The organism is Brevibacterium sp. (assembly GCF_031179145.1).
GTDB lineage: Bacteria > Actinomycetota > Actinomycetes > Actinomycetales > Brevibacteriaceae > Brevibacterium.
The window spans coordinates 141,403-161,664 of the sequence record NZ_JAPSIB010000006.1 but is presented as its reverse complement, the minus strand read 5'-3'; the positions used below and the strand labels follow the sequence as shown (position 1 = coordinate 161,664).

At 65.5% G+C, this 20,262-nt stretch carries 16 protein-coding genes and 1 pseudogene; 7 read left to right on the top strand and 10 right to left on the bottom strand.

The genetic code is table 11. The features are described from left to right. Positions 1–191: pseudogene (locus tag RIT73_RS06815) on the top strand (hypothetical protein); the annotation flags it as partial. A 25-nt stretch (positions 192–216) separates the two neighbouring features. On the opposite strand, the gene RIT73_RS06810 reads toward RIT73_RS06815, so the two are convergent. Continuing rightward, entirely contained in the window at positions 217–1,131 is a 915-nt protein-coding gene (locus RIT73_RS06810) for a hypothetical protein (RefSeq protein ID WP_309131312.1), read from the bottom strand. Between the two features lie 224 nt (positions 1,132–1,355). Between RIT73_RS06810 and RIT73_RS06805 the strand changes: the two genes are divergently transcribed. Further along, positions 1,356–2,786: an Nramp family divalent metal transporter gene (locus tag RIT73_RS06805; protein WP_309131311.1), complete on the top strand. Its 1,431-nt coding sequence runs from the start codon at positions 1,356–1,358 to the stop codon at positions 2,784–2,786. Then, positions 2,786–3,730 (top strand): phosphoglycerate dehydrogenase, encoded by a 945-nt coding sequence (locus RIT73_RS06800; RefSeq protein ID WP_309131310.1) that lies wholly within the window; start codon positions 2,786–2,788, stop codon positions 3,728–3,730. Before RIT73_RS06805 ends, RIT73_RS06800 begins: the two co-directional genes overlap by 1 nt. 123 nt (positions 3,731–3,853) lie before the next feature. Here RIT73_RS06800 and RIT73_RS06795 read toward each other — a convergent pair whose 3' ends face one another. Together RIT73_RS06795 and RIT73_RS06790 are read right to left on the bottom strand one after the other, a co-directional pair. Beyond that, positions 3,854–4,747 (bottom strand): dihydrodipicolinate synthase family protein, encoded by an 894-nt coding sequence (locus tag RIT73_RS06795; protein WP_309131309.1) that lies wholly within the window; start codon positions 4,745–4,747, stop codon positions 3,854–3,856. An 88-nt stretch (positions 4,748–4,835) separates the two neighbouring features. Then, positions 4,836–5,816, bottom strand: a complete 981-nt coding sequence (locus RIT73_RS06790; RefSeq protein WP_309131308.1) for an aldo/keto reductase — start codon at positions 5,814–5,816, stop codon at positions 4,836–4,838. A gap of 140 nt (positions 5,817–5,956) precedes the next feature. Between RIT73_RS06790 and pdxA the strand changes: the two genes are divergently transcribed. Both pdxA and RIT73_RS06780 read left to right on the top strand, forming a co-directional pair. After that, positions 5,957–8,257, top strand: a complete 2,301-nt coding sequence (gene pdxA / locus RIT73_RS06785; protein ID WP_309131307.1) for a 4-hydroxythreonine-4-phosphate dehydrogenase PdxA — start codon at positions 5,957–5,959, stop codon at positions 8,255–8,257. A 186-nt stretch (positions 8,258–8,443) separates the two neighbouring features. Further along, positions 8,444–9,226 (top strand): DeoR/GlpR family DNA-binding transcription regulator, encoded by a 783-nt coding sequence (locus RIT73_RS06780; protein WP_309131306.1) that lies wholly within the window; start codon positions 8,444–8,446, stop codon positions 9,224–9,226. 10 nt (positions 9,227–9,236) lie between these two features. On the opposite strand, the gene RIT73_RS06775 is transcribed toward RIT73_RS06780, so the two are convergent. Together RIT73_RS06775 and RIT73_RS06770 are read right to left on the bottom strand one after the other, a co-directional pair. After that, positions 9,237–10,406, bottom strand: coding sequence for a sialidase family protein (locus tag RIT73_RS06775; protein ID WP_309131305.1), 1,170 nt, complete (start codon positions 10,404–10,406; stop codon positions 9,237–9,239). A gap of 38 nt (positions 10,407–10,444) precedes the next feature. Further along, positions 10,445–11,818 carry an Nramp family divalent metal transporter gene (locus RIT73_RS06770; RefSeq protein ID WP_309131304.1) on the bottom strand — a complete coding sequence of 458 codons (1,374 nt, stop codon included), beginning with the start codon at positions 11,816–11,818 and terminating at the stop codon, positions 10,445–10,447. Positions 11,819–12,078: 260 nt separating this feature from the next. Between RIT73_RS06770 and RIT73_RS06765 the strand changes: the two genes are divergently transcribed. After that, complete coding sequence (locus tag RIT73_RS06765) at positions 12,079–12,804, top strand: sulfite exporter TauE/SafE family protein (RefSeq protein ID WP_309131303.1); 726 nt, start codon at positions 12,079–12,081, stop codon at positions 12,802–12,804. A gap of 7 nt (positions 12,805–12,811) precedes the next feature. Here the strand turns inward: RIT73_RS06765 and RIT73_RS06760 are convergent, their stop codons facing one another. The 5 genes from RIT73_RS06760 to RIT73_RS06740 form a co-directional block, all read right to left on the bottom strand. Further along, positions 12,812–14,341 (bottom strand): amidase, encoded by a 1,530-nt coding sequence (locus RIT73_RS06760; RefSeq protein WP_309131302.1) that lies wholly within the window; start codon positions 14,339–14,341, stop codon positions 12,812–12,814. Beyond that, positions 14,338–15,684, bottom strand: a complete 1,347-nt coding sequence (locus RIT73_RS06755; RefSeq protein WP_309131301.1) for a M20 family metallo-hydrolase — start codon at positions 15,682–15,684, stop codon at positions 14,338–14,340. Before RIT73_RS06755 ends, RIT73_RS06760 begins: the two co-directional genes overlap by 4 nt. A gap of 104 nt (positions 15,685–15,788) precedes the next feature. After that, positions 15,789–17,090, bottom strand: coding sequence for an MFS transporter (locus RIT73_RS06750; RefSeq protein WP_309131300.1), 1,302 nt, complete (start codon positions 17,088–17,090; stop codon positions 15,789–15,791). 159 nt (positions 17,091–17,249) lie between these two features. After that, positions 17,250–18,167, bottom strand: a complete 918-nt coding sequence (locus tag RIT73_RS06745) for a LysR substrate-binding domain-containing protein (RefSeq protein ID WP_309131299.1) — start codon at positions 18,165–18,167, stop codon at positions 17,250–17,252. A gap of 61 nt (positions 18,168–18,228) precedes the next feature. Continuing rightward, positions 18,229–18,618, bottom strand: a complete 390-nt coding sequence (locus tag RIT73_RS06740; RefSeq protein WP_309131298.1) for a cupin domain-containing protein — start codon at positions 18,616–18,618, stop codon at positions 18,229–18,231. 180 nt (positions 18,619–18,798) lie between these two features. Between RIT73_RS06740 and RIT73_RS06735 the strand changes: the two genes are divergently transcribed. Then, entirely contained in the window at positions 18,799–20,253 is a 1,455-nt protein-coding gene (locus RIT73_RS06735; protein ID WP_309131297.1) for an FAD-dependent oxidoreductase, read from the top strand. Positions 20,254–20,262: the final 9 nt, after the last annotated feature.

Below are 20,262 nucleotides of genomic sequence, written 5' to 3'. Positions count from 1 at the left end.
TCGTCGCACTGCTCGCCGTCGGCGCCGGGGCAGGCACCACGGGAGCGCTCCTGGTCACGCTTCCCGCCCTGAGCATTCCGTCGATGGTCATGGTCGGAAAGGCCCTCGGCTGGAGGGCGACCGCAGCGATGGCTGCCGCAGTCACGATCAGCGGGCTGCTCGCAGCCGGGATGGTGGCTCTGCTGAGCTGAGGTCATCGACTGAGTCGCTTCATCGTCAACTGGCGATCGCGTTGCTCCTGATCGAGCTGAGTGCTGGATGAGCACGCAGACCGTCGTGCCCCCGAAGGTGATTGATGAGGAGCACTGCCGCCGGCGAAACGCTCGGCGAAAAGAGCTGCAGGGGCTCGGTCTGATCACCGAAGTCGAGGGTCAGGGTCATCGCCTCCAGTTCCGGATAGAACGCCACGACGGCACTGTAGTAGAAGGAAAGAGTCCGTCCCCCGACCGGAATGATGAATCTCCGGTCGGTCGCGAAGACGTCAACATACTGGATCTCGCGCCACTGCTGAGCCGCTGTGCGCTGTGCGTTCGTACGGGCATTCGCATTGCCGATAGCCGAGCCGATGAGCGCCCCCGCCACGAAGAGTGGACTGCCCATGGCGAAGACTCCGCCGGTCTGGTAAGTCACGTTCATTCCGTAGAAACGGGCATACTTCGCACGAAAGACATGGTGGATGGTCTCGCCCGGCTCCAGATTGATGTTGTGGTTGTCCACCGATCCGATGCCCTCACCTCGCGACAAAGCCTCATACCACCGAGTCGCACGGACCGCCTCGATGGTTCGAGCCTGGAAGTCGCAGGCAGGTCCGCCCTCGCGCACGATCTGCTGTTCAAGTTTGCGGGCGGCGAGTTCATTCCTCTTCTGCATCTTCCGCGCGTATGCCCCGCTCGACCTGTAAACCATTTGCGCGCCAGTGATGAAGTACACCAGGCAGACAATGGGGATCACGACTGCGCCGATGCTGAGGACTACGATCAGGACGGTCTGCCCCGTCCCTGAATCGCCGTTGAAAGCCCCCAGGCGGTCGAGCGCCAGAAGAGCCAGCACAAAGATCGAAATCGGGATCAGCAGGAGCGGAATGAACCATCTCAGATGGGACTTCCAGGAGATGCCGATCTTCGAGTCCAACGCTTGTCCCTTTCGCCAATGAAGCCTGTCCGACCAACTCCAAGCGTAATAGACACGTTCTTGGGCGTAGGCAGCGCCCGAGTGCGCATTTCATGCATTTATGTTGCGTATAACACGCAATACTGGCAGGATTGCACTGACGGGCCTGGCCGCGGAGCGCAATTCACGCGGACCGCTGGCGTTCCCAAAGGCAGGCAATCACTTTTCGCGCAAGGAAGCCGAGCATGACAACGAATCGCACGAGTGCCGAGCAGTTGGCCTCCCAGACAAAGGTCGACCCCTACCGGCTCGATGCCAAAGATGTCCTTGAACCGCCGACCACTTTCGTCGGCAAGCTCAAGTACCTCGGTCCTGGTCTGGTCATCTCCGCAGCTGTCATCGGCTCCGGAGAACTCATCGCCACCACCGCGCTTGGGGCCAAGGCCGGGCTCGTCCTTCTCTGGCTCGTAATCATCTCCACAGGCGTCAAGGTCTGGGTCCAGCTAGAGATCGCGCAGTGGACCATCCTCTCGGGGAAACCGGCCCTTGAAGGTTATGGCCACGTCGGCCCCCGCCTCATCGGCCGTGCCGGGTGGATAAATCTGCTGTGGATCCTCATGGACTTCGCCAAGGTCCTCCAGCGTGGAGGCATCATCGGCGGTGCTGTCGGAGCCCTGAGCATCATGCTCCCTGTCTTCGGCGAACCGCTCTCCACTCCTTCCCTCGTCTTCTGGACAGTCGTCGCCCTGGCCGTTGTCATCGCGTTGCTGGTCACCAACAAGTACAGCGTCGTCGAGAAGCTCTCGGTGGGTGCCGTCATCATCTTCACCGTCTCCACCGTCGGTCTTGCCCTCTCTCTGCCCTTCACTGATTTCGCCTACACCTCGACGGACGTCCTCAGCGGACTCACCTTCGCCATTCCTGCGGGCACCCTCGGCTTCGCAGTCGCGATGTTCGGCATCACCGGGGTCGGCGCCGATGAAATGACCACCTACACCTACTGGGTTCTCGAGAAGGGCTACGGTCGCTACACCGGGCCGAACGACGGCACTCCAGAGCGCGCACGCCGTGCCCGAGGCTGGGTCTCCGTGATGCGCACGGACGTCCTCGTCTCCTGGATCATCTCCACGATCTGCACCATGTGCTTCTACGTCATCGGTGCTGCCATTCTCCACCCGCAGGGCCTCGTGCCCGAAGGCAACGACATGATCACGACTCTGTCGTCCATGTACTCCTCCACAATGGGCGAGGCCGGCCGTTGGATCTTCCTGATCGGAGCGTTCGCCGTCCTCTTCTCGACCTTCATCGCCTCGTCTGCGAGTGTCCCCAGGCTCTGGACCAACACGATCTCCATCCTCGGGATCTTCGACTGGCAGAACGCAGCCACCCGGACACGGATCATCCGCGTGCTCACGGTGGTCTTCCCCATCATCTGGGCACTGAGCTACCTGGTCATCCAGTCGCCAGTCATCATGGTCCAGATCGGCGGCGTTGCCAGCGGCATCTTCCTCGTCGCTGTGGTCATCGCCGTGTGGCACCTCCGCAAACATGAGATGCCCGCCGACTTCAAGTCGAACAACTTCTTCACGGTCATGCTCGTCTTCGCTTCGCTGGCGATCGCCCTCCTCGGCATCTACTCCGTGTTCGAGACCTTCGGCATCGAGATCGGTGCCTGATGCGTCTGGCAGTCCTCACCCCTTCGTTCGGGAAGCTCTCGTCGAACCCTGTCGCCCGTGCCGCGGAGCTCGACCTCGAGCTCGAACATCGGACCGAGAACCACCCGAAATCCGGTCAGGAGCTCATCGATGCCCTGACCGGAGCGGAGGCGGCCATCGTCGGACTCGACACGGTCGACGCCGAGGTGTTCGCCGCGTGCCCTGAGCTCAAGGTCGTCGCCAAGCATGGTGCCGGGGTGGACAACATCGATCTCGATGCCGCGGCTGCCTCAGGTGTCACCGTCGTCAACACTCCCGGTGCCAATGCGGATTCCGTCGCTGACCTGACATTCGGCCTGCTGATCATGGGAGCGCGCCGCATCCGGGAAGCAGAGGATTCGCTGCGGGCCGGCAGGTGGGAGGTCTTCTTCGGCACCGAACTCACCGGAAAGCAGCTCGGCATCCTCGGCTTCGGCCGGATAGGTCGTGCGGTGGCGAGGCGGGCGGCCGGGTTCGGAATGCGGATCGCTGCGTACGACCCCTTCGTTCCGGACCACGCCATCGCCGAGGCGGGTGCCATCCCGATGAGCCTCGCCGAGGTTGTCGCCGGATCCGACTTCCTGTCCCTGCATCTGCCCGCCGGAGACGAACCCCTGCTCACTCGTGACCTCATCGAGTTGATGCCTGCCAGTTCAGGACTCATCAATGCCGCCCGAGGCGGTCTTGTCGACGAAGCCGCCCTCGCTGCGGCGCTTCACGAGGGGCGATTGGCGTTCGCGGCCCTCGACGCCTTCGCCAGCGAGCCGCCGGCCGTGGACGACCCGCTACTGCGCGCACCGAACCTCATCGCCACACCGCATATCGGCGCCTACTCCGATATCGCGAATGCGAACATGGGGACATGGGCCGTCGAGGACGTGGTTCGAGTGCTGAAGGGCGAGGAACCGCGCTTCCCCGTGCGCTGACGCCCCATCCAGCCCCAGCAGTCTGCCCCTGTTCCCACCGTTGTCACGGCGGGAACAGGGGCAGATTGCGTTGGAAGACGAAACGATCCGGTTCCGCGCGAGGAAGGGAACCGGATCAGGAGGTCAGGCCAGGCCGCGCTCCAGGTCTGCCGCGACCGTGTCCTCGATCTGCTGCTTGGCGTCGACCGACAGTGCGTTGAAGGGGGCGCGAGCGGGTCCCAAACCGAAGCCACGGGCGTTCGCGGCATGTTTGACGACCGTGTTGGGGTTGCCGAGGGCCAGGCAGTTGCGGATCGGACGGATACTGTCCTGCGCGGCCCGAGCCGCCTCTGCGTCCCCTGCAAGGAAGAGATCGTAGATCGATGCCATGGTCTTCGGGTAGATGTTCGCGATGCCACTGATGCCGCCGCCACCACCGGCGATGAGGGTCCACAGGATCAGCGAATCATTACCGGAGATCACGTCGAAGCTGTCCCGATCCGTGCGTTCCAGGTACTGCAGGATCGTATCGAAGTTGCCGCTCGAGTCCTTGACCGCGGTGATGTTGTCGACGGCCGCGAGCTTCTCGAGCGTGGCGGGAGCGACCGCGTTGCCGGTTCGGGCGGGAATGTTGTAAACGACCACCGGAGTGTCCACGGAGTCGGCGACTGCGCGGAAGTGGTTCTCGATCTCCGCCTGCGAGGCAGCGGCGAAGTAAGGGGTGATGATCGAGAGTGCGTCTGCGCCTGCCGCAGCGGCGTCCTTGGCAATGCGGATTGTCTCGAGCGTGGTGGCGGCGCCGGCGCCGATGACGACAGGCACCTGGCCCGCAACCTCGTCGATGACGATGCGGGCCGCCTCGGCGCGTTCTGCGGCGGACTGGGCGTAGAACTCGCCGTTGGTGCCCAAGGCGAAGATGCCGTGGATTCCGGCGTCGAGCTGACGGCGCACGTGTGCGCGCAGGGCCGTCTCGGCGATCTGCTCATCGTCGTCGAACGGCGTGGCGACCGCGGCGAGAATTCCCTTGATGGAGGACATAGTGGTTTCCTATCGAAATGGTGGTGGGCGCTTCATGGCAGGCGTACGCGATTCGGCGCAGAAGCGCGGATGAGCGTGGACGCTCAGGTCAGCGGTTGTACTTCGGCTGCGAGCCACGGACAACGGCGGTGGCGGAGTCGATCGCTGCGAGCACGTCGTCCGGCAGCGGCCCCTTGGCGATCGCGGCGAGGTTCGCCTCGAGCTGGGAGACCCGACTCGCGCCCAGCAGCAGTGAGTCGATGCCGTCCGCTCCGGCCAACCAGCGCAGCGCCAGCTCTGCCTGCGGAATGCCGGCTTCGTCAGCCACCTCGGCGAAGGCCTCGACGGCGGTGAGAACCGCGTCGGAGAGGTAGCGCTGGGAGTACATCTGGGCGAGCACCGAACCGGTGAAGCGATCCGGCGTGCCCTCGACGGACGGCCGTCTGGCCAACAGTCCGCCGGCCAGCGGGTTGTAGGCCATCGTCGCGATACCGTGCTCACTCGCGCACTCGAGCCATTCGTCCTCGATCCGCCGCGCCAGGACACTGTAGACATTCTGCGCGATGACGGGGCGCGGGGCGCCCGCCGCAACCGCTGCCATCTGGAGGTCGACCGCCTGCCACGCCGCAAAGTTCGAGATGCCCAAAGCGGTGATCTTGCCTTCGGCATGCAGGGCGGCGACAGTGTCGAGCGTTTCAGCCGTGCTCGCGGCACGATCCGGCTGATGGAGGTAGAAGAGATCGATGGAGTCGACGTCGAGGCGGCGCAGCGAACCTTCGACGCTGGCGCGCAGCCCTGGGGCCGAAAGAGGAGAGTTCTCACCCGCATCCGCGTGGGGCATGCCGGCTTTGGTCGCGAGCACGATCTTGTCCCGATGCTTCTTCACCAGAGGGGAGATCAGCTCCTCCGTGGTCGACTTAGCGTAGCCGTTCGCGGTGTCGATGCCCGTGATCCCCGCCGCGATGGCAGCCTCAATCACCTCATGGGCCGTCGCCTCGTCAACGGTGTCGCCGAAAGTCATGGTGCCAAGCACCAGCGGCGTCAGCGGAACCGGGACTCCGTCGATGGTGAGGTTCCTGTCTGCGGTCATACGATTCTCCTCGTCGAGTCTTGAAATGCACTTCACTCTCACCTCATCTTCCCATCTCTGCGCGCACTGTGCAATATCTTGCGTATTTCGCGCAGCTATGGCATTCTGGAGATCCCTGACAACGGACGCAAAGGAGTGCCATGACAACTGTCGACACCGGCCTTCTCGTGCTCGCCGACGACCTCAGTGGGGCCGCAGAGGCCGCCGCCACACTCAACCCGCCCGTGCGCATCCTGCTCACAGACGCCGAGGCGATCGGCAAGTTCGCACGCAGCACCACCGAGCACCACGTCGTGTCCGATCTCGCCGTGGATCTCGACTGCCGTTACCTCTCCCCCGCCGTGGCAGCGGCTCGCACTTCGTCCGCCCTCACCGCCTTAGGCTCCGGTCGTACGATCTTCATCAAAGTCGATTCGCTGCTGCGCGGGAACATCCGGGCCCAGATTCGCGCTGCGCTCGAATCCGGCCCGGGCCCGGTGATCTTCGCACCGTCCCTGCCCCAGCTCGATCGCATTGTCGTCGAGGGAGTCCCGCTCAACGACGGCGCACCTCTGGCCGCCACTTCCGCGTGGAGCATCGAGGACAGCGCCGCCCCCGCGCATCTCAGCGATCTCTGCCCTGAACCGCCGAAGCACATCGACCTCGAGCATCTGCGGTCGACGGATCCAGCTGAACTTGCCTCTCTCATCGGATCCCGACTAGTCACTGCCGATGCCGCCACGATGGTCGATCTGAATCGCATCGTCGACCTGGCGCAGGCAAGCGGGGCAGCGCTCGTCGGTTCAGCGGCACTCGCTCGCGCCTTCACCGATCGACGCGCCACACGATCCAACCACCAGCACACACGGTTCGGCTCGAGCGCCGCAGGGGCCAGGGGCTCACGAGTGCTTATGGTCCTCGGAACTGCGGCGGAGCGGGTGCACGAGCAGATCGCTCACCTCGGCGCCCATGCCGAGGTGCAGGTACTCGACATTCCCGCGGCCCAGGTCGCGAGTTGGAGCGAGAACCCTGCCGCCCTGACTCGCATGAGCGACGAGGTGCGGGCCCGGCTGGCCAGGGGCGACCTCGCCGTCCGGCTGACCTCTGACGGAATGACCGTCGATCCCCGCCCCCTTCCGGGACTGCTCGCCGAACTCACATCCCAGGTTCTCTGTGAGACCGAGCCCGTCCACCTCGTCGCGGCCGGCGGGGAGACCGCTCGGGCTGTGCTCGACCGCCTCGGCATCACGACCCTGACCGCGCGAAGCGAGGTCCATCCCGGGGCGGTCCTCTCCGAAGTCGACAGCGCCATCGTGGGCAACTTCGTCACCCGGCCGGGAGGTCACGGCGACAAGGACTCACTGACACTCATCCACGCCGCGCTGACCGCAGCGCCCGCACAACCACTCGACTTCCACCGTCTGACCCTTGAAGGAGAATATATGAACGCGCTTCCCACTGTTGCCGTCACGATGGGTGACGGGGCCGGAGTCGGCCCCGAGATCTGCGTCGCCGCATGCCTCGATCCCACGGTGCTCGCCGTGGCGAAGCCGGTGATCATCGGTGATGCGGCCCGCCTCGAACAGGCCGCGACGATCCTCGGTCGGGAAGCAACATTCCGTGTCGTCGACTCTCCCGCTGATGCCGAACACGCTCCGGGCGTCATCAACGTCATCGATCTCGACCTGCTCCCGGCCGACCTGGCCTGGGGTGAGCTGTCGCCTATCGCCGGAGACGCCGCCTTCCGCTACATCGAGCGTGCGGCGAGCCTCGCCATGTCCGGCGAGGTGCAGTCGATCTGCACAGCTCCCCTCAACAAGGAGGCGCTGCACGCGGCCGGGCATAACTACCCGGGACACACGGAGATGCTCGCTGCCCTCACAGGCACCGAAGAGGTCTCGATGATGCTGTCGTCGCCCAAACTGCGGGTCATCCACGTCACGACCCATATCGGACTCATCGATGCCATCGCGAAGATTGAGCCCGGTTTGGTCGAGCGAACCGTGCGCCGGGGCCACGAGGCACTCGTGAGGGCAGGTATCGAACGGCCGCGCATCGGAGTCTGCGCAATCAACCCACACGCCGGCGAGAACGGTCTCTTCGGCTACGGCGAGGAAGCGGAGAAGATCATCCCCGCCATTGAGGTGCTCACCGCTGACGGCATCGACGCCGTGGGCCCGCTGCCGGCCGATACGGCGTTCTTCCTTGCGGGCCGTGGAGACTACGACCTGATCGTCGCGATGTACCACGACCAGGGCCACGGCCCGATCAAGGTGCTCGGCATCGAAGCCGGCGTGAACATCACCGTGGGCCTGCCCGTCATCCGCACCTCCGTCGACCACGGCACAGCGTTCGACATCGCCGGCACCGGCAAGGCCGATACAGCCAGCATGAGCGAGGCAATGCGCCAGGCGGCCGCATTGGCATCGGCCTCAACGGAGCCATCGCCCGTCGGCCACTGAATCGAACCGCTGGCGGAAGCGGACTTGCGGCTGAACCGAACCGTCGACACCTGCGAAGCACACCGGGTTTCGGGATACAGTGGCCGCAGAGCAGAGGCCGCTGAACGCAGCAGCACACCCTCGGCACCCTGAACCGGCCCCTCATCAGCCAGGATCAGGGTGCTGACTGACAATGCTGGGAGAGAGATGAACGCAGGCGCCAGGCGTGAACAGATCGTCCAACTCGTGAGGACCCAGGGCGAGATGAGCGTCGAATCGCTGTCCGCGATGCTGGGCGTGACCGCGTCGACGATCCGGCGGGACCTCGCGCGGCTGACCGAGTCCGGAGATCTGGCTCGGACCTATGGAGGCGTCATCGCCGTTCCGGCTCATTCCGAGAGCTCACTGGACGAACGGTCCCACGAGGCCCCCGAAGTCAAGCAGGCGCTGGGCATGTGGTGCGCCCGGCAGGTTCCCGCGAGCTCGCAGGTGCTCCTCGACGCCGGCAGCACCATCGCACAGGTCGCCCGCGCGCTGTCCACTGTCGGCCCTCTCACGGTCGTCTCCACAGGGCTGACGTCACTGCAGCAGATGGCGGACGCCGAAGACGTGGAGTTCACCCTCCTTGGCGGACGCTACCGCCCGATCAGCCAGGGCTTCATCGGCCCAGTCACCGAGACCGGACTGGAGAAGTTCACCTTCGACTTCGCATTCCTCGGAGCCGATGCCGTCACGGCGGAGGACGGAGTCTGCGAGGCGTCCTTGGAGCAGGTTCGCCTCAAAGAGCTGATGAGTCGACGAGCGGCACATGTCTTCGTCGTCGCCCACTCCGCCAAGCTCGGTCAGCGACCATTCCACGCGTGGGCGGATCTGGGCAATGGATGGACCCTTGTGACCGATTCCTCCGCCACACCCGAGCAGATCGAGCCCTTCGCAGTCCGTGGCATCACGGTCGTTCGAGTGGACTCCGCGGGACAGCGCACCGACTGAACCGGTCGCCTCAGCCCCAGAGTTTGCAGTCGGTGTGGACCTGATCCTCGACGCCGGAGATCCAGTCCTCGGCGAAGACGACATGGCGAACGGCTCGGCGCGAACTGTAGGCATAGACGACGTGGATGAGTCCGTCGGCGTCGACGATCCCGTGCGGGTACTCCTGGCGGCGGTTGCTGCGCAGGTTGCCCTCCCCGCTGAAGCCATCGCCGGGCTCGATCACTCGGCGCACCGGCCACGTGCGGCCCTCGTCGGCCGAGACGGCGATGACGATGCGCATGCGCTCGTACGGCCACACGACCTCACCCGGCGCCTCGGCAACCTGGTGTTCGTTCGACACCAGCGCCAGTCTCCCCGATGGCAGGCGGAAAGCACTGAGGCCGGCATTGTTGTTCGGTACCTCGGTGGCCTCCGGAACGGTCCAGGTCTCCCCGCCGTCCTCCGAGCGGCTGAGGTAGACCCAATCGGCGAACCGTGAGCGGAAGAGGCAGACGAGTCGCCCCGGCTCGAGCTCGACGACATTTGGATGGACCCGCCCGGCGGCGTCGGGGAAGTCGAACTGTTGCCACGTCGCACCACTGTCCTTCGAGATCTGGAGCACCGGCTGATCCGAGCCGTTCTTCGAATCGTCGTCGAAGCACAGCCACTGAGAGTGCACCCATGTGCCGTCACTGAGGAGCTGGATGGGCTGTCGGCAGAACGTACCCTCCCGATCGAACAGCGTCTCGGGAGCGGTCCACGACATCCCGCCGTCATCGGACCTGATGACATTGACGACCGAGGTGTGCTGAAGGTTGAACGTCTCGGGCACACCGGACTGGCGGGAGAGCTGAGAAGTGTAGACCAGCCACACCTGACCGTCGGGGGCCTCGAAGAGACCTGGGTTCTGGTCGGAGCGGATCTCGTCATGGGTGACAGCACTCGACTCCGCCCACTGCAAAGTCGCCGCATCGAAGCGGGAGACGAGGATGTCGATATCCTTGTTGCCCTCGTCGCTGCCGCCGAACCAGGCTGCGAGCATTCCGCCGCCGCTCAGCGCCAGGATGGAAGGAGCGTGGTTGGACCTGCGGTCGGTGGGAATGACGGCCGCGGCGTTGCCGGCGTCCTCGAAGAACCGTAGTCGTCCGTCCGCGGGCGGCGCCGGAACACGGTCGAGGTTCGAGTGGGAGAGCAGAGTCATTGTCACTCCTGTCAGTGGTGGCGAGGGACGGTTAGCCCTCACCCGAAGGCGGTGGCGAACATGGATGGGATCTGCATGGCGATCTGGAATCCGATGATGATCGCGATGCCGCCGAGAATCACGAGCAGAACAGTCTGCCAGATTCCGTTCACGGCATAGGTCTGCATGTGCTTCTTCCGCGACGTCAGCAGGAGAATGCAGACGACGATGATGGGGAGGCTGAGCACTGTCGAGATGGCTGTGCCGACGATGTTGAGGGAGATGAGGTCGGGAGCTCCGGGGATGGTCGATACCAGCGGAACGATAATGAAGACGATCGCCTGGATCCACCGGAATGCCGGGTTCTCCTCGTCGCGGCCCAAGTACTGCCGCATCGACGGGAATGTGTGGTTGATTCCGTTGATCGCCAACTGGGCAAAACCGCGCGACTGCGGCGGGAAGCTGGTCATCGCGGCGAAGAAGATGCACATCCACAGGAGGAAGGGACCGACCGGGCCGACTGCGACGGTGAGCATATGCGAAAGGTCGTACTCATCGGAAATCGAGAAGCCTGGGTTTCCCGATCGGAACTCAGCGGCAACTATCCAGAACAGGAGGTTGATGATGAGCAGCGGCGCCATCCCCACGATGAGGTCGAACTGCTGCAGCTTGCGGTACTTCGGCCCCACCCAACCCTTGTCGCGCATGAAGCCGGAGTAGAGCAGGTTGGGCATATTTCCGGCGATCGTGCCGATGGTCGCCGAGGCGATGACGATGGGAGCGAACGCCGAGGTGTTCTGCTCCTCGGGAATCGCGAAGGCGAGGCCCTGGAAGAACCCGGACACGTCGAAGGTGCCGATCTGGACCAGCGCATATACGAAGGCTGCGATCATCGCGACGGAGGCGAATCGCGCGAAGTACTCGAGCACGGTGAACTGCTTGCGCAGCATGACCAGCGTCAGCGTCAGCGCCACGATGATCAGGGCGCAGAAGAATCGTCCCCAGGCTCCGCCCCACTCACCACCGGTGAGCTCGTGGAGACCGGTGGACGCCGCAAGGACGAACGTCGCCTGAGTGATGAAGCCGGCGATGAGGACGACTGCAGCCATGATGCCCGGCAGTGCCGGCGATAGGCGGGCGAACCCGTCGAGGATCTGCGTGTCCCCGTACTTGTTCATCAGCGTGTACTTCGCAATGGACGAGATGATGAACGTGCGGGCGATCAGGGAGAGCACCAAGGTCCACAGCAAGGCGTAGCCGTACGAGGCGCCGGAGACCGAGGAACTGACGAGATCTCCTGTGCCGAGGAATGACATCGCCAGCACCAGTCCGGGCCCCACTGAGGTGATGAGGCCGAGTCCGCGCGGGATGGGCTCCTGCTCCGGTTTGGAGGAGTGGAGAGAGTTGGTCGAGCTATGGACGTCACTGGCCATGGCGTGCGCTCCGTACGGTAGACGATTGGACAACCGGCACAATGCCCACCTCAACGTGGCGGACAGGCACGGCGTACACAGACGAGCCCTGCGCGGTCTACGTAGACTATAACTGGTTCCTGCGTAGTTTGCGCAAGTATTTTCGGCGGCGCCCTTCTCCACGGCACGCCTCGCGCAGTTCTGTGGCAGAGTTGGAGAGTAATCGGTGCAGTGTGCGCACTGGCAATCGTGCAACGCGAAGGAGCAGGATCCCCGTGGAGATGGCCCACTACACTGTCATCGGGTTGGTGGTGCTGAGCTCGTCGTGCCTGCAGGGCTCGATCGGTTTCGGACTCGGCATGATCACCGCGCCGGTCCTGGTGCTCCTGCGCCCAGACCTGCTGCCCTCCGCACTGCTGCTGCTCGCCGTCCTGACGTCACTCACCGCGTTTCTGCGTGAGCGGTCCGATGTCGACTGGGCGCTCGTCGGCTGGGGGCTTCTCGGCCGACTGCCGGGCATCGCGGTGGGAACCGCCGCTGTGGTGCTCCTGCCGCAGACCGGCCTGTCCATTCTGCTGGCACTGACCGTGATCGGCGGCGTCGCCTTCAGTCTGGTCGGTTGGTCCCCCGCGGCAACGAACCGGAACATGGCCTTCGCGAGCGGAGTCTCGGGCATCTTCGGCACCGCCACCAGCATCGGCGGCCCACCCATAGCTCTGGTGCTCCGGTCGCTCGATCCCTCACCGATGCGGTCGACGATGAGCGCGTACTTCACCCTCGGCACGATCCTGTCGCTGACGGGCCTGACCCTCAGCGGCGAGGTGACCACGACGCACCTCACAGCAGCCGCGACCCTGCTGCCCTTCATGATCGTGGGACTGTGGCTGTCGAACTTCGTCATCCGCCGCGCCGACCGCAGACTGCTCTACCGCATCGCGGTCTGCGCCTCGATCGTGGGCGCGCTGCTCGTCATCGGCGAGGCGGGCCTGGCGCTGCTCCGCGGGTGAGCCCGCCTCACCCCGGCGCGAGTCCCGTCCACGGCTGCAGCTGCTCGACTGCGGCAGCGACCTCGAAGGCATTCCGGTCCGCGAACGGATGGCCGACGATCTGCAGGCCGGTCGGAATGCCGCAGTCGGCCATCCCGGAGGGAACGTTGACGACGGGCACCCGATTGGCGATGTTGAACGGCACCGTCATATGCCCCTGCCAATAGTGCTCGAGCGAGCGCTGACCCACCGTGAGTCCGTCGAGGTAGGCGCCGTCCGCCTGCAGAGCCGCCACCGCCGAGGTGGGGGCGAGGAGGACGTCGAACCCGGCCATCGCCTCGGCGAGGTCCGCCTGCATCCGTGCCTCCATCGCCAGCCCCTCGGCGAGACCGCGTTTGGCGGCGGCCGCCTCGGCGACCTCCATGAATCGCAGCGTGTACGGAGCGAGCGTGTCCTCGTGCCCCGCGGTCGCCTGGCGCATGAGAGGTGCGAGGTAGTTGCCGAAGTGAGTGAACGCGGTGTCGAAGATGCGCTCGACCGTCCACGGCAGTTCGATCTCTTCGACGACCGCCCCGACGGATGCGAGGAGATCGGCCACTGCGCGTGTGTTGCGCTCGATATCAGGGGCGACCGGGAAGTCGCCCAATCGGACGCACAGCGCGATGCGCCGGCCGGCCAGCGCCTCGACCACCCCATCTGACGACGCATCGAAACCGGTGAGGAAGTCAGGGGACGGCACGGTCATGTGGTCGCTGGGGCTGATTCCGACCAGGACTCGGGCCAGCAGCGCGGTGTCGGCGACGGTTCTCGCCATCGGCCCGTCACCGCGGTACCAGTCGAGGGCGAGCGGCGCGGCTCCCGGAATGCGACCGTAGGGCGCCTTGTATCCGACCGTGCCGGTGAACGCGGCGGGCAGCCGGGTGGAGCCGGCGATGTCCGAGGCGGTGGCCAGCGGACCGTACCCGGCGGCGAGCCCCGCCCCCGATCCGCCCGAGGATCCGCCCGGGGAGAGTTCGAGGTTCCACGGGTTGCGAGTCACGCCCCACAGCGGGCTGTGGGTGAAGGTCGCGCAGCTGAACTCGGGCGAGGTGACGCGAGCGTGGACGTACCCACCGGCGGCACGGATGCGGGAGATGATCGTCGAGTCCTCGTCGGCCACCTCGTCGCGCAGGTGCACCATGCCTTGGCTGAGCGTGTGAGCGGCCAGGGCGTGCTTCTCCTTGGCGAGCACGGGCAGTCCGAGCAGAGGCTGGACGGCGAGCACCTCGGCGAGGGTCTCAGGTGATGACGAGGTGTAGATCTTCTCGGCGTCGACGGCGTGGGTCCGGGCCTCCTCGACGATCTCGGTGACCGCGTTGACGTCGGGCTCGCGTTCGGCGATGCGGACGGTGAGCGCGTCGAGGTAGTCGACCGGGGAGAGGTCCCTGGCGCGGAAGGCGGCGAGCGCCTCGGTGGCGGTCCACGCCCAGGGTTCGGACGCGCACACACCCGTCGCCGAGGTGGGCTCGGGCGTTGCGGTGGAGCCGTCGTTCGCCGAGGTGACGGTCGACTCGCTCACGATGCGGCCTCGACTCCGGCGGGCACGGACCTGCCCACCCACACCTCGGCGGGACCGTCGGCAGGCTCCGCGGGAAGCTCCCCGCCGATGCCGGCGAGCTCACCGTGGACGAGTGCGGAGGCCACGCGGGTGAGGACGGCGACGCCGCGGACCATGTCGTCGTCGGTGGTGAACTCGCGTTCGCAGTGGGAGACGCCGTCGACGCTGGGCACGAACATCATCACCGCCGGCACGCGCGCATTCATCGCGACCGAGTCGTGACCGGCCATGGTCTCCAGCCGGCGGATCGTCAGGCCCTCGTTGGCGACGGCCTTCTCCGCCAGCTCCACGCCGGCCTCCGGGAAGAAGCGCTTCTCGCGGATGTCGAAGTCCTCGACGTTGATGGTGATGTCGTGGGCGCGGGCGATGTCGTCGATCTGGCCGAGCAGGATCTCACGGGCAGTCTTGACGATCTCCGGGTCGGAGGAGCGGAGGTCGGCAACCATGTGCACCCGGCGGGGCACGACGATCGGCGAGTTCGGCTCGACGACGTGCTGGCCGACGGAGGAGACGAGCGCCCCCTCCTCGAACTCGTTCGTGACGTCGTGGACGGCGAGGACCACTTTGGCCCCGGACACGAGGGCGTCATGACGGTCGGCCATCGCGGTGGCTCCGGTGTGGGACTGCTCGCCGACGACGTCGATGTCGAGCTTCTGCGTGTACCAGCTGGATTCGACGACGCCGATGTCGATCGCCTCGCGTTCGAGGATCCGGCCCTGTTCGATGTGAATCTCGGCGTAGGAGATTGCTTCGGGCGGGGTGTCGGTGCCGGCGTAGCCGATGGCGGCGAGCGCCTCGGCGACGGAGGTTCCCTCGAGGTCGCGCACGGCGAGCATCTGATCGAGGTCGAACAGGCCGGCGTAGACGGAGCTGCCCATGATCGAGGGGGCGAAGCGGCCGCCCTCCTCGTTGAACCAGTTGACGACGGCGAGGTTGTACGCAGGTGTCGGGCCCGCCTCGGCGATGTCCTCCTTGATCCGCAGGGCCGCGAACAGGGCGGCGATGACGCCGTAGGCGCCGTCGAAGCGCCCACCCAGCGGCTGCGAGTCGAGATGCGAGCCGATGAGGACGTAGGGGGCGCCCGGCACGAACTCGACGCAGGCGAACATGTTCCCGATCGCGTCGACGCGGACCTCGAAGCCGTGGTCCTGGGCCCAGGTGCGCATCCAGTCCCGGGTCTGGGCGTCTTCTGGAGTGGCGGCCTGGCGGTCAACGCCGTTGTTGTCGGTCGCGCCGATCGTGGCGACGTGGTGGAAATCGCGGAGGAAAGTCGCGTCGGACGAGGCTGCTGCGGTGTCGGTCATGATGGTTTCCTTCTCGTGCACGGTGATGACGTCAAATGTAGCGCGGCGGCGCCGAGGTGGCTCCGGGTCAGTCGAGGACGGCTGGGTCCGCGTGTGGCTCCGGGTCAGCCAAGGCGGCCGCGGGTCTCGGGGAGGCGAGTGATGAAGATGAGCGCGAGGACGATGGCCGCGCACACACTCATGTAGAACCCGGGGGCGGTGTTGACGCCGGTGGTGTCGACGAGCCAAGTCCCGACGAACGGCGCGGACCCGCCCATCACGGCGTAGGCGATGTTGTAGCTGATGGCCGCCGAGGTGAACCGGGTGTTCGTGGAGAAGCGCTCGCAGAAGAAGGTGTAGCAGCCACCGCCGTAGCAGGTCAGGGAGAGGACGAAGAGTGTCTGACCGACATAGGCGAGACCGAGGTTGCCGCTGGTCACCATCCCGAAGGCGGGGATCGAGGTCAGCGCCAGCAGTGCCGACCCGGTGATGAGCAGCGGTTTGCGGCCGAAGCGGTCGGACAGATGGCCGAAGAACGGCAGGAGGATCGTGTAGCTGGCCATGGCCAGGGCGTTGGTGAGCAGCGCCTGTTCGCGGCTGAGCTCGCCGGTCGTCTGTATGTAGGTGACGAAGTAGGCCGAGAGCATGTAGAAGCCGAGCGCGGTCAGCCCGAGGACGAAGAACACCTGGAGCATGCCGACCCAGTTCTGCTGGAAGGACTCCTTGATGGGGCTGAACTCCTTCGGCCGTTCCTTGGCCACGGCTTTGAACAGGTCGCTCTCGTCGGTGCGCGAGCGGATCCACAGGCCGACCGCCGACAGGGGCAGCGCGAGGAGGAACGGGATGCGCCAGCCCCAGCTGTCGAACGACGCGTCGCTCATCATCGAGCTGAGCAGGAGGATGAGTCCACCGGCGCACACCGAAGGCAGAGCAGTCGCGGCCAGGGTGATGTTGATCCACAGCCCGCGCTTGTTCACGGGTGCGTGTTCGTAGACGAAGGACGGCCCACCGACGGATTCGCCGCCGGCCGAGAAGCCCTGGCCGAGGCGGGCGAGGATGAGCAGGATCGGAGCCACCCAGCCGATCGACTCGAAGCTGGGCAGGACGCCGATGAGCGCGGTGCAGATGCCGACGAGGAAGATCGTGATGGTCAAGGTCTTGCGGCGGCCGATCTTGTCGCCGAGGGCGCCGAAGAAGAGTCCGCCCAGGGGCCGCATGACGAAGGCGACGCCGAAGGTCGCGAAGATGACGAGCAGGCCGGTGATCTTGTCGCCCTGCGGGAAGAAGTGCTCGGAGAGGATGACGGCGGAGAGGCCGTAGAGGGTGAAGTCGTAGAACTCGACGAACTGGCCGATGCTGCCACCGACGAGCACCTTCTTCTGCATGCTCGTCGTCGAAGTGCGCTGGTCCACGCGTGTTGCGGACATGAAAGCTCCCTTGCTCAGGCGTCCTTAGTGGTGACCAGTCTGCCCCCAGGGCCGTGCATCAGTCCAACAGATACTTGTTCCATTCGCCATTGATTGGTTCGATGAGGGGCCGGTAGGTCGACGCTTACAGCTGGGAGTCGGGCGCGGTGAAACCCGCACCTACGACTGGGAACCGAGGATCTCCTTGCTCAGCTCACAGAACGCTTGGGCTCGGCGGCTCAACCGCAGACCCTCGGGCCAGACGAGGGCGAGGTCGATGCTCGGGAAGTCATCGAGCAGGGGGATGTCGACGGTCCGCGTGCCGACGTAGGTGTCGGCCGAGACACTCTGGTTGAGCACGCTGTACCCGTGCCCCATGGCGACGAATGACCGCACGGTCTCATACCCGGAGAACCGGTGCCGCACCTTCGGGGTGACGCCGGCGATGCGGAAGAGCTCGTCGTAGTACTGCCTGCTGTAGGGCATGTCGAGCTGGATGTAGTTCTCGTCGGCCAGCTCGCGCAGGTGGATCGGCTGCGGTGGCCCCTCTCCCCCGCCGAGGTGGTGCGTCGTCGACACGAGGGCGTGCGGGCGCACGACGTCGACAAGATACCTGTCGAACCGGCTCGTCAGCCCGAGGGTGTACATGAGCGCGATGTCGCATTCCCCCGCGAGCAGCGCCCGCTGCAGGGTGTCGAGATCGGCTTCGAAGTAGTTGACGGTGACCTTCGGATAGCGCTTCTCGAACTCGTGGTGGATGAGCGGAAGCCGGACGGGAGCGATCGGAGAGAACACCCCGACGGTGAGCCTCCCGCTGACTGAGCGTCCGAGCCCCTGAGCGGTCTCGCCGAGGGCATCGGAGGCCTCGAGGAATGTGGTGACCTCGGACAGGAATCTGCGCCCCGCCGGTGAGAGCACGACGGCGCGGTTCTTCTGTCGGATGAAGAGATCGATTCCGAGAGTCCGCTCGAGCTGCGCCATCGCTGTCGAGATCGCGGACTGGGTGACGCTGAGCTTCTTCGCCGCCTCGGTCATGTTCTCCCGACGCGCAACCTCCTGGAAGTACCGCAGCTGCACGAGAGTGTAGTCAAGAGCCATGGCTCACATCATCGCACGGGGGACAAGGAGCGTTGAGCGGGGATTCAGCGACCTCGCGCCCTCACCCCTCACTGGGCGCAATGTAGAGCTTGCGCAGCGGCTCACCCGCGACGTACCAGCGGGTCTTCATTCCATCGCTGAGGCGCACGAGCGTCCCCGGTTCGAGATTGATGGGCTCACGGGCGGGCTCGTCGAATTCGATGCGCCCCGTTCCCGAGAGGACGACGAAGACCTCCTCGCCTTCGATGTCGCGCATCGCGCCGCGGCTCATCTCCCACAGCCCATACTCGGCACCGCCGATGTGCCCGAGATCGGCGACACCGGTCGTCGCCGACCTGGGAGCATCTGGACCCTCGAGGCTCTGCCACTCCTCCACTGGCTGATGGTCGAAGGTGACGGCGTGGGTGTCGAGGACGGTTTCGTCGCTGCGGTTCGGCTCCATTGCACTCATGGAGTCAGTCTATCGAGGAACCACTGCCGCCAGCAGATGAGACTGTGGAATCTTCCGTGCGCTCGGCGGATTCCATATGGCAGAACGATTGCTGACCACCATTTACATCGACTCCTCCGTGAGATAGAACTGAATCCGTACGTGCATTTCCCCTCAAGCACCGTGATCAGGAGATCTCCGATGTCATACCTCAACGGCGAGGCCGCACACTGGCTGGCACAGTCCCCCGCCGACCCCGCCCCTCCGACTCCGCTCCCCACCGAAAAGCAGGATCTCGTCATCGTCGGCGGTGGCATGACCGGGCTGTGGTCGGCGTACTACGCGCGCCAGGCCCATCCCGATTGGCAGATCACGGTCATCGAAGCCGAGCACATCGGCTACGGGGCGTCGGGCCGCAACGGCGGCTGGCTCTCGACCCTGCTGCCCGGTAACAGGGCCAAATTCGCCGAGGCGGTCGACCGGGCCCGCTCGACCGACCCCGACGGTCCTGTCGGTGCGGCGGGGCTCGACGGCGTCGAGTCCGTGAAAGCGTTCCAATCAGCCTTGTTCGACTCCATCGATGAGGTGCTCGAGGTCCTCGACCAGGAGTCGATCGACGCGCATCAGGTGCGCGGCGGTCACCTCGATGTCGCGCAGACACAGTCCGGGATGACGCGCATCGAGGAGCTCTTCGAAGCCAATGAGAAGTACGGCTACGGCCCCAAGGACATGGAGCTCCTCGGCGCCGAGGAGACCGCGGCTCACATCAACGTCGACAACGCCCGCGGAGGACTCTTCGTCCCGGGCACCGCCCGCATCGACCCCGCGCTCCTCGTCCACGGACTCGCCCGCGTGCTCCGGCAGCAGGGTGTGACGATCTGCGAGCACACGGCCGCTGCTCACATCGGCAAGGGTGCAGTCGCCACGAACCGCGGACCAGTCCGAGGTGAGACGATCTTCGTCTGTCTCGAGGGCTATTCCGACACCGTCACCGGTGACCTGCCCGGGCTCGAGGGACGCCAGGTCATCCCGGTGTTCTCTTCGATGATCGCGACGAACCCGCTCCCCGCGGGGGCTTGGGAGGCCATCGGCTGGGAGGGCCGCGAGTGCCTCGGCGATGCCGCGCACACTTTCATCTACGCCCAGCGCACCGCCGATGACCGGATCGCACTCGGCGGTCGGGGTGCGCCGTATGCCTTCAGGTCGGGGCTGCCCGGTCAGGGTGAGATCCCCGCCGAGGTGGTCGACCTCCTCCGCGACCGCCTCAGCTCACTCTTCCCCGACCTTGACTTCGACGTCGCTCATGCCTGGCGCGGCGCGCTCGGTGTCACTCGCGACTGGTGTGCGGGGATCTTCTTCGACAAGGAGCAGCGGATCGGCGTCGCGCGCGGCTACGCGGGCCATGGCGTGACGGCAACGCACCTGGCGGCGAAGACCCTGCTCGATCGGGCCTCCGGCGCGTCGACTCCGCTGACATCCCTGCCCTGGAACGATCACTACTCCGGTCAGTGGGAGCCCGAGCCTATCCGGTGGTTGGGCATCCGCTCGATGTACAAGATCTTCAACGTCGCCGATGAATGGGAACGCAGGACCGGCGCGAAGAAGACGAGCCTGCTTGCTCAGTTCGGCGGGAAGCTGGCGGGTCTCGCGGAGTAAGGCGAGTCC